The sequence below is a fragment of the Thermohalobaculum sp. genome, assembly GCF_058622915.1.
On sequence record NZ_JBZSYN010000204.1, the window covers coordinates 1 to 6,617 of the forward strand.

At 63.7% G+C, this 6,617-nt stretch carries 6 protein-coding genes and 1 pseudogene; 3 read left to right on the forward strand and 4 right to left on the reverse strand.

Going from position 1 to position 6,617, the window contains the following annotated elements:
* Window positions 1-81 precede the first annotated feature (81 nt).
* From AC32QD_RS15905 to AC32QD_RS15915, 3 genes and pseudogenes are all read left to right on the forward strand, one after another.
* Window positions 82-450: pseudogene (locus AC32QD_RS15905) on the forward strand (integrase core domain-containing protein); the annotation flags it as partial.
* A gap of 460 nt (window positions 451-910) precedes the next feature.
* The gene (locus AC32QD_RS15910) at window positions 911-1,987 is read left to right on the forward strand and encodes an ATP-binding protein (RefSeq protein ID WP_492011493.1); all 1,077 of its coding nucleotides are present in this window, start codon (window positions 911-913) and stop codon (window positions 1,985-1,987) included.
* Complete coding sequence (locus AC32QD_RS15915; RefSeq protein WP_492011488.1) at window positions 1,980-2,918, forward strand: response regulator; 939 nt, start codon at window positions 1,980-1,982, stop codon at window positions 2,916-2,918. Before AC32QD_RS15910 ends, AC32QD_RS15915 begins: the two co-directional genes overlap by 8 nt.
* 12 nt (window positions 2,919-2,930) lie before the next feature.
* Here AC32QD_RS15915 and AC32QD_RS15920 read toward each other — a convergent pair whose 3' ends face one another.
* From AC32QD_RS15920 to AC32QD_RS15935, 4 genes are all read right to left on the reverse strand, one after another.
* On the reverse strand, window positions 2,931-4,139 hold the full coding sequence (locus AC32QD_RS15920; protein ID WP_492011489.1) for an IS256 family transposase: 1,209 nt from the start codon (window positions 4,137-4,139) through the stop codon (window positions 2,931-2,933).
* 154 nt (window positions 4,140-4,293) lie between these two features.
* Window positions 4,294-4,719, reverse strand: a complete 426-nt coding sequence (locus AC32QD_RS15925; protein ID WP_492011490.1) for a hypothetical protein — start codon at window positions 4,717-4,719, stop codon at window positions 4,294-4,296.
* Between the two features lie 103 nt (window positions 4,720-4,822).
* Window positions 4,823-5,431, reverse strand: coding sequence for a hypothetical protein (locus AC32QD_RS15930; protein ID WP_492011491.1), 609 nt, complete (start codon window positions 5,429-5,431; stop codon window positions 4,823-4,825).
* A gap of 259 nt (window positions 5,432-5,690) precedes the next feature.
* Window positions 5,691-6,464, reverse strand: a complete 774-nt coding sequence (locus tag AC32QD_RS15935; protein WP_492011492.1) for a primase-like DNA-binding domain-containing protein — start codon at window positions 6,462-6,464, stop codon at window positions 5,691-5,693.
* Window positions 6,465-6,617: the final 153 nt, after the last annotated feature.

The window sequence follows — 6,617 nt, forward strand, 5'->3', positions numbered from 1 at the left end:
CTGTAATCTTACCTGCCCGTCTGGCGAGGGTGGTTTGCCCGCCGAGGAGTGGTCCATCCGTAGAGTGGGTCTGAGGACCTGCTGATGATCTTGCGTGGGCCGCCGAGCGACAGTCGCTCCGACAACGGCCCCGAATTCATCGCCGCCGCCCCGCCGGCCTGGATCGCCACTGCCGGCACCGAGACCGCCTCTATCGAGCCCGGCAGCCCGTGGGAGAACGGCTGTTGCGAGGGCTTCGACGGCAAGCTGCGTGACGAGCGGCTCAACGGCGAAATCTTCTTCACCCTGCGCGAAGCGCAGGTGCTGATCGAGGCGTGGCGCGTCCACGACAACACCGTGCGGTCGCCCGCGCCCGAGGCCCGAGGCGGTCATCCCCCGCAGCGGCATCCTCCTGCCGTGGGCGAGCGCTCGCCCAACCATACGGTGGTGTCACAAACCCACATCCACTAACATTCAACCTGGACCACCGATTGGGGGCTGGCCAATCGGCGCCGAAACGCAGTGGCCGCGGTAGGAGAGCGAGGTCATGCCGCGGGGCTATCCCGCCTGCCGCCCCTGTGGGAGCCGGTTCCGCGACAATGCCCTGCGCAGCCACCGGGTGGGACAGCGCGTCATCAGAGATGGCCGTCATCTACGTAATGCTGCGATGCACAATACGTTGATCCGCCGCTATCCCTAATTTTTATCGTTACCTACGATCGCTACCGAGTGACACGCTTCGGCGCCGCAGCGGGGCCCGTCCTGCAGCTGCGGACCCATGCAGTCATGACCTGTCCTGCTCCGGCTACCATGGGAGAGTTGCGATGGTGACGATAGCGACGCCTGAAAAGGCACCTCGCCGATCTTACAATGCGTTGGTGAACAATCCGGTATTGGAGGACTACTCGCTGCGTTATGCACCGAGATCCTGATCAATCTGCTGTCCAATGCGCTCAAATACACCGAACGCGGCAAAGTTACGCTACGGGTCTGTTACCGCAACCAGATTGCCGTTTTTGAGGTTGAGGACACCGGCATCGGGATCCCGGCGGAGGATCTGGAACGCGTATTCGAGCCGTTCGAGCGAAGCCGGCTGCACTTGGCGCAGGCCGCACCGGGGATGGGCCTCGGCCTGACGACGACCAAGATGCTGACCGAGATCATGGGAGGCAAGATCTCGGTCACCAGCGAAGTCGGAAAGGGCAGCATCTTTCAGGTCAAGCTGTTCCTGTTCGAGCCGGTTCAAGGCGGAACCGCGCCATCGCCGCAACGCGAGATCCGCGGCTATCGCGGCAAGCGGATCAGAGTGCTGGTGGCTGACGACGATCCCACGCATATCGACATGATGCGCGAATTGCTGACGCCCCTCGGTTTCATCATGTTCAGCGCCGAACACGGGGCGGCCTGCATCGAACGCTTCGACGAATGCCAGCCGGAACTTGTCCTGCTCGACATCTCGATGCCGATCCTCGACGGCTGGGAGGTGGCGCGACGGCTGCGCGGTCGCGGCAACGAGCGCACCCGCATCCTGATGGTTTCCGCCAACATCCGCGATGACGCGCCGGCCGGCGAGACCGCCTCGCTGCTCGACGGCTTCCTGCTGAAGCCGATCGACGTTGAGCGCCTGTTGGAGCGCATCGAATCCGTTCTGCGGCTTGAGTGGATCTATGAGCCGCCCCAGACGCGGCCGCTTTTGCTGCCGCCGGAATTGCCCGCTCTCGAGCCGAGCGGCATCGGCGCCACGGCGCGGGTCACCGTCCCCCTTGCGGCCCCAGTCATGGCACCAGACGCGGTAGACGCGGGTCGGTTGCCGGCGCGCCATCACCTCGATGCGCTGCTCGAACTCGGCAGGCGCGGCGATATCGACGCGGTCGATGCCAAGCTGCTGGAGATCGAGGACGAAGATGGCCAGGATTGCCCTATCGTCGCTCGGCTGCGCCCGCTCGTGCGCAGCTTCGAGCTCCGCGGTCTGATGAAAGTGCTCGAAGAACTGCGGCACGATGCCTGAAACAGCGGATCGCGACATCGTTCTCGTCGTCGATGATTCGTCGGAAACATTGGGCTTTCTCGCCACGACGCTGAAACAGGCCGGGTTCTCAGTCCTGGTGGCGATCGACGGGGAGGGTGCGCTGGCTGTCGTCGAGCGGGTCACCCCCAGCATCATCCTGCTGGATGCCGTGATGCCGGGGATTGATGGGTTCCAGACATGCCGGCGGCTGAAGAGGCTTCCCGACATCGCGCATGTGCCCGTCATTTTCATGACGGGGCTCAGCGACACCGAGCACATCGTTCGGGGCCTCGACGCGGGGGGTGTCGACTACGTCACGAAGCCCATCGTCATCGACGAGCTCATCGCCAGGATGCGCGTGCATCTTGCCAACGCTCGGCTGACGCAAAGCGCCCGGCTCGCGCTCGATACTGCCGGACGCTTTCTGCTTGCGACGACGGCCGAGGGTGCAGTGCGGTGGTACACGCCGCAGGCAGCGCGACTGCTCAACCAGTCTTTCTCGGAAGCGGGCAGTGGGACTATGGAAGCGGCGGAGATCCGCCTGCCCATGGCCGTGGCGCCATGGCTCAAAGAACGTGAGAAGGGAGAGGGTTCGGCGATCACCGCGGACCTTGTTCTCAATGCGCACGGTAGACGATTGAGCCTGTCTTATCTCGGCAAGATCGGTGCCGACGAATACCTCGTGCGGCTGACGGATGCCGAAGCCCCGGGAGACGATCAAATCCTTCGGCAATCCCTGGGCTTGACCGCGCGCGAGGCGGAAGTTCTCGTCTGGATCGCCCGCGGGAAGTCGAACCGCACCGTCAGCGAGATCCTCGGCATCAGCACGCGGACAGTCGATAAGCATCTCGAGCAGATATACGCCAAGCTCGGCGTCGAGAATCGGACTGGTCACGTCCGTCAAGGTGGTGTAAATCGGGGTGGAGTTTGAGGTGGCCAAGGGTCAGGCTGCCATGGGTGGAAGTTTGGCCGGATCGGCGTCGATCGGCGGCGGTGAGAGTTCGGCCATGCCCTCGATCTGCATGTAGCGGCACTGGAGCAGCCACTCGTCGTTCTGTTCGAGTAGGACGGCCCCGATCAGCCGGGTGATGCTGGCCTCGTTGGGGAAGATGCCGACGACATCTGCCCGCCGCTTGACCTTCTTGTTGAGCCTTTCCACCGGGTTAGTGCTGTGTAATTTGGTGCGGTGCTGGAATGGGAAGGTCATGTAGGCGAGCACATCGTGTTCGCTGTCGTCCATCAAAGCGGCGAGCTTGGGCCAGCGCGGTCGGAGCTGGTCGGCGACATGCCGCCAGGTCTGATGGGCGGCCGCGGCGTCGGGCTGCAGGAACGCCTGGCGGATCGCAGCGGCGACCATCGTGTGCTGGCTCTTCGGCACATAGGCCAAGGCGTTGCGCATCCAATGCACCCGGCAGCGTTGCCAGGTAGCCCCGAGCACGCGGGTGATCGCGTGGTGCAAGCCGTCATGCGCATCGGAGATCACCAGCTTGACGCCCTTCAGCCCGCGCTTGACCAGGCGCTTCAGGAAGGCGGACCAGAACGGCTCGGCCTCCGAAGGACCGATGCCGAGGCCGATGATCTCGCGCCGGCCGTCGGTGGAGACCGCCATGGCGATTATCGCCGCCACCGACACGATGCGGCCGCCGTCGCGCTCTTTCAGGTAGGTGGCGTCGAGCCACAGATATGGCCACTCGCCATCGAGCGGTCGATCGAGGAAGGCGTTGACCCGCTCGTCGATCTCCCTGCACAGCTTGGAAACTTGGCTTTTCGAGATGCCGGACAGGCCCATGGCCTGCACCAGCTCGTCGACCCGTCGGGTCGACACCCCGCCGATCCAGGCTTCCTGGATCACCGTCACCAGCGCCTTCTCGGCGGTCTTGCGCGGCTCCAGGAACGGCGGGAAATAGGAGCCCTGGCGCAGCTTGGGGATGCGCAGGTTCAAGCTCCCCAGCCGGGTCTCGAGCGCGCGGTCGCGATAACCGTTGCGATAGTTGAGCCGCTCGGCGCTGCGTTCGTGCCGGCCGGCACCGATCAGCCCTTCGACATCGGCCTCCATCAGGATCTGCAGCACCGCTTCCGCCACTGTTCGCAGGAAATCAGACTCGCCGCTCTTCTGCAGCAGCTCGACAAGCGCCATTCTCTCTTCGGTCATCGGGTCCTCGGTGGGTTCGGGTGGGTCTTCGCAATTCCACCTTAGCGCACCTTCCCGGTGACCACCTTTCGCTCACGCGCGCGCCGGGCTCTATGTGAGGGGGCATTCCGCCCCGCGCGCGCTCACCGCCGAATTTCCACCACGAGCGTGGACGCTAACCGCGAAGTGCCGGCCCTACGTCGTAGTCGGCAGGATTGTTGCTGGCGGCGAACATGGCTTCTGCCGATCTCGGTTGCTCGCCAACAGGCCGCACGTCGAAACCGGCCTCCGCCAGCTTGCCCGCCATGCTGTCATCGCCGAGTGCCTGGGCGTTAGCGAGTAGCCGCGCCGCAAGCCCGTGATCCTCCGCGTCCTGGCTGCTCACGAAGCCGCCTGGAGGCGGTGTGATGCGCATCTCGGGTTGCGCGGCGTCCGTAGTACTATCCGAGCCCGGCCCGGTGGCTGTGGAACCCTCCGCGTACTTGTTGGCTACGATCGTCCGAACGGCTGTGCGTGACGCACTGTCGTAAGCGGGAGGGACGATCCTGTTCGGGTCAGGCGGTGAGGCAAGCCGTCCGTAGTCCTTGATCTCGTAACTCATGGCTCAATGTCCCTTCCGTTGCTGGGGTTGGTGCGGGCAGCTGCGCTTTCGGAACGGCGGTTCCGACGCGCCAAAGCGATGATCGCGGTGAGGATGACGGTGCTCATTGCTGCCGCTGCCGAAGCTGGGCCAGCAACGCCTTGCCTGCCGCCGACACTTTGTCGGACAGCGGTGTCATCTCGCTCGGCACATCGAAGGGGCGGAGCTGCACGCCCGGAAGCCGCGCTTCGGGGTTCGGCGCCCCAGCTATTACGCCACCGATGCGGTAGGCTTCGTCCTCCGCTGCGTGTCGCATGGGGTGACCGCCAGCAAGCGCGTTAACAAGAGCGTCCGGCGTCTTGCCGTCGGGTGGCAGGACAGAGACGAACGCGTCATTCGCGGCCTGCCAGTCGTGCCATGCCTGGGTAGCGGCTTCAATCGCCTCGCTGTAGCGCTTCGCCGCCTTCACAACCTCCCGATGCCGGCGAGCAGCGGTGTTGATTTGCGTAGTGCGGGCAGCGGCACGGTCGGCAGCAAGCTTCTGTGCCTTTCGCCGGTCGTCTTCCTGCCTCGCGCGCTGAAGCGTGCGTGACCGCTGTTCTGCGCGGGCAAGTTCGGCTTCAAGCCGCTCGACCCCGGCTTCGTCATCGGCCAGGGCGGCATCGGCCAGTTCGGCCTGCAATGCGGAGAGATGCTCTTCCGCATTACGGATCTTGGTATTTAAGCTCGTCATTGCACAGTCCTCTCAAAGTGCTGCTGGTTCAGAAAGCGGGGTCCGGTAATCGGAAAGCCCCGCCCATCGATATTCCCGGTATCTCGGATACCGAGGAAGATTTGAGATGCGCGTACCCTTGATTTCATTGTAGGAAAACAATGTGGCCGAATGCCGGGATATCTCAGATACCGAGATATCACCTGCTTTCTCAATGGGTTAGGTTGCGGGCGCACTGAGATACCGTCCAGATACCCGCGAGATACCGAGGAGGGCGCCGTCATTTCGACTTCCTCCTATCCGCGAGCCGGACGACCCGGAGGGACATCAGGTCACCGTTGTCCGGGACCTGAAGCTCGGTCACCGCACCAGGCCGCAGCCGCACACCTTCAAGCACATAGTATTGATCGCCCTTTGCGCCGGGCCGGTGCAGCCTGACCCCGCGTTCGGCGAACAAGTCCTGCAGGTCCGTGCCGAACTTGGTCTTGCTGAGCGGCTTATGCCCCGACAGCTTCGCCCAACTGTTGTAGGCGCCGTACAGCTCATCCCGATCAGAGGCGACGGGCGCAAATTCAAGGTACTGCCGCGCGAACCCGACAAGCGGCTGCGACAGCTCTTCCATCGTCTCGACGATGTCTTGTGTCTCCTCCGGCGGGATAAACCGACCGTCCTCACGGAGCATCGCCAGCCCCTCGCGCGCCCAGTTGAAGATGCCCGGCAGTTCGCGCGTCAGCTTTTCCTCAAGCTCGATGTCCTCGTTGTCGATGAAGCTACGAACCAGCCGGAAGACGATGAACCGCGAGGTAATGACGCTGCTGGAGTCCTCGAAAGCGGGGGTGACATTGGAGGCGATCCACAGCCTGGTCGGCAGTGTGCCCCTCCAGTCCGCCTGATGCTTTCGCGGGATCGTCACGCCGTCCTTGCCTGAGATCGACAGCAACGTCTCGACGAGCCCCGAGGTTTGCCGGTCGAGCCGTTCATCTGGGAAAAACGCCGCCTTCATCCCGATCAAGGACGCCTTGCCGAAATGCTCGCCGAGCAGGCGGAGCTTCAAGCTGATCGTGTTGTGAGAACGGCGGTAGGAAAGTGAGCCACGGTAGCGGCGGGATAGTCCCGCTGCCGGCGGAGTAAAACTCTGCCAGTTTTGCCCTTTCTGGCAGCAGGGAGGGCGGGGGCATTTTTACCGTGGAACTGTATCTGAAGGTCC

Coding starts and splice junctions, on each gene's coding strand:
- AC32QD_RS15915 (WP_492011488.1), top strand. CDS start 1,980: ATGCCTGAAACAGCGGATCGCGACATCGTTCTCGTCGTCGATGATTCG.
- AC32QD_RS15920 (WP_492011489.1), bottom strand. CDS start 4,139: ATGACCGAAGAGAGAATGGCGCTTGTCGAGCTGCTGCAGAAGAGCGGC.
- AC32QD_RS15925 (WP_492011490.1), bottom strand. CDS start 4,719: ATGAGTTACGAGATCAAGGACTACGGACGGCTTGCCTCACCGCCTGAC.
- AC32QD_RS15930 (WP_492011491.1), bottom strand. CDS start 5,431: ATGACGAGCTTAAATACCAAGATCCGTAATGCGGAAGAGCATCTCTCC.